A 1,796-nucleotide genomic window follows, 5' to 3' on the forward strand; every position below is an offset into this window, starting at 1 on the left:
ATTTTGCGCCGCCGCGCGTGTTCGAGAATCTGCTGACCCAGATTATGATACGCATGGAGGACGCCAGCCCCATCAAGCACAGCCTGTTCCACTATTTTATGGAGCATGCACGCCGCGTCGGCACCGATATTCTGGAGGGCCGGCCGGTGGGTTTCTGGGACCGCGTCGGCTACCGCCTGGGCGAGGCGCTCATCTACGGCCCGGTCAAAAATGTGCTGGGCTTTTCCCGCCTGAAGCTTGCCTATACCGCCGGTGAAGCTATCGGCCCCGAGCTGTTCGACTTCTTTCGCGCCATCGGCATCAATATCAAGCAGCTGTACGGCCAGACCGAGGCTTATGTCATGGTCTGCGTGCAGGCCAACGACAAGGTCAGGCCGGATACGGTCGGCGTCCCTGCGCCCGGCGTCGAAGTCAAAATTTCCGACAGCGGCGAAGTCCTGTTTCGTGGCCCCGGCACCTTTCACAGCTACTGGAAACGTGATGATGCCACGGCAGACACGCGCACGGCTGACGGCTGGGTACATACCGGGGATGCCGGCTATTTCGACGACGACGGCCAGCTCAAAATCATAGACCGCGCCAAGGATGTCGGCCGCCTGTCCGATGGCAGCCTGTTCGTGCCCAAGCTGCTGGAAAACAAGCTCAAATTCTTCCAGCACATCAAGGAAGTGGTGGCTTTTGGCGATGGCCGTGATTTTGCCACCGCCTTTATCAATATCGACCTGAGCGCGGTGGGAAGCTGGGCCGAAAAGCGCGGCATGGCCTACACCGGCTACACCGATCTGGCGGCGCAAGCGCCGGTTTATGCGCTGCTGCGCGAGTGCATAGAAAAGATGAACCGCTCTTTGGCAAACGATCCGCGCCTGGCCGGCTCGCAGATCAAGCGCTTTTTGGTACTGCATAAAGAACTGGATGCCGACGATGGCGAGCTGACGCGCACCCGAAAGGTCAAGCGCAAGTTTATTGCCGAGCGTTACAGCAGCCTGATCAATGCCCTGTACGACGGCTCGCACGAGTCGGCCATCGATGTCGAGGTCAAATTCGAAGACGGCCGCAGCGGCCGCATCTGCGCCACCCTCAGCATCATGGATGCGGCCACCTTTCCAAGTAGCGCCCCCCTGCAGAACCCGTCCAACAAAAACCTGACCGATGCCAGGGAGGCCGCATGAATCCGCAACACAAGACCGGCGATGTCATTCTGGCCGCCGAAAACATTTCGCTGTCTTTTGGCGGCGTCAAGGCACTGACCGATATCAGCCTGGATGTGCGCGAGCACGAACTGCTGTCCATTATCGGCCCCAATGGCGCGGGCAAAAGCTCGATGCTGAATGTGATCAATGGCGTCTACCACCCGCAGCAGGGTCAGGTCACCTGGCGCGGCAAGCCGCGCGGGGCCATTCATCCGCACGAGGCGGCGCGTATGGGTATCGCGCGCACCTTCCAGAATATTGCGCTCTTTAAGGGCATGAGCGTGCTGGACAACATCATGACCGGCCGCAACCTGAAGATGCATGCCAACTTCCTGCAGCAGGCCTTGTGGTGGGGCCGCGCGCAGCGCGAGGGGACGAGCCTATGGCCGGGATGAATGTGGAGGAAAAGCAGGACATGTGCCGCTTCATCCTCGATATCAACGATGCCTTCGGCACCACCATCGTGCTGATCGAGCACGATATGGGGGTGGTGATGGATATCTCCGACCGCGTCATCGTGCTCGATTACGGCAAGAAAATAGGCGATGGCACACCGCACGATGTGCGCAACAACCCCGATGTGATTGCCGCTTATCTCGGCACCCG

3 protein-coding genes are annotated in these 1,796 nt (G+C 59.7%); all 3 read left to right on the plus strand.

The genetic code is table 11. From position 1 onward, the window contains the following. Positions 1 to 1,169 (plus strand): AMP-binding protein (locus tag EGI20_RS18220; RefSeq protein WP_498633102.1); only part of this gene is annotated, 1,169 nt, incomplete at its 5' end. Further along, positions 1,166 to 1,585 (plus strand): ATP-binding cassette domain-containing protein, encoded by a 420-nt coding sequence (locus EGI20_RS18225; protein ID WP_498633104.1) that lies wholly within the window; start codon positions 1,166 to 1,168, stop codon positions 1,583 to 1,585. The genes EGI20_RS18220 and EGI20_RS18225, both read left to right, overlap by 4 nt. Then, positions 1,573 to 1,796, plus strand: a 224-nt coding sequence (locus tag EGI20_RS18230; RefSeq protein WP_498633105.1) for an ABC transporter ATP-binding protein C-terminal domain-containing protein, incomplete at its 3' end; no start/stop codon positions are given. The genes EGI20_RS18225 and EGI20_RS18230, both read left to right, overlap by 13 nt.

It is taken from the genome of Aquitalea sp. S1-19 (genome assembly GCF_024343515.1).